Origin of the sequence: Burkholderia sp. MSMB1078WGS, from assembly GCF_001528895.1 — a bacterium.
In the GTDB taxonomy this organism is placed as follows: domain Bacteria; phylum Pseudomonadota; class Gammaproteobacteria; order Burkholderiales; family Burkholderiaceae; genus Burkholderia.
On sequence record NZ_LPDI01000092.1, the window covers coordinates 1 to 596 of the forward strand.

Below are 596 nucleotides of genomic sequence, written 5' to 3' on the forward strand. Positions count from 1 at the left end.
ATCCGCGACGGTGTCGAAGTGTGGAACTGCAGTGCGCGTTACGCCGCTGCCCACTTTGACATTCAGTCGATTTAGGAGATTCCACCAGTGAGCCAGCTCGTTCAAATTGCACCAGGTGTCGTGTTCTCGTCCGACGTCCTGAGTGCCGAGTGGACGCGCAAGCATTACAGGGACGACGGCAATGCGGCGCGACGCGCGAATGCTCTATCCGAGATCCCGGGTCGCGTGCCGGCGGAGGAAAGCGGCCACGCCGATCGCGTGAGCGCACTGGGCCAACTGTCGTTGTTGTAGAGCGCCGCGGATGGCGGCCATCTGGAACTGCACGTGCTCATTGTTCGATCGGCTGCTCGATCTCGCCGCACTCGCCGAAAAGGTCCCGCTGCCCCGGCAGTGGCGTCGGCGGCCGACTCGCGGCGCGCGGCCGCATATGCCCTGCTCGCTTCAACGCGCGCGTGATAGCCTGCAACTGCTCCCACAGCTGATCGGCGTCGGCGCTCGACAACGTGTCGGCCGCCACCTCTAGCTGTGAAGCTTCAATAGGTTGTATCGATGGTTCATCCGGACTGAGTCTGGGAGACTGGAAGTCGCCAAACACC

1 protein-coding gene and 1 pseudogene are annotated in these 596 nt (G+C 62.9%); one reads left to right on the forward strand and one right to left on the reverse strand.

Translation table 11 applies throughout. The annotated features are described in order from the left end of the window. Positions 1-87: 87 nt before the first annotated feature. The gene (locus WT24_RS22880) at positions 88-291 is read left to right on the forward strand and encodes a hypothetical protein (protein WP_060035949.1); all 204 of its coding nucleotides are present in this window, start codon (positions 88-90) and stop codon (positions 289-291) included. A gap of 37 nt (positions 292-328) precedes the next feature. Here the strand turns inward: WT24_RS22880 and WT24_RS35120 are convergent. Further along, a pseudogene (locus WT24_RS35120) lies at positions 329-596 on the reverse strand (hypothetical protein); the annotation flags it as partial.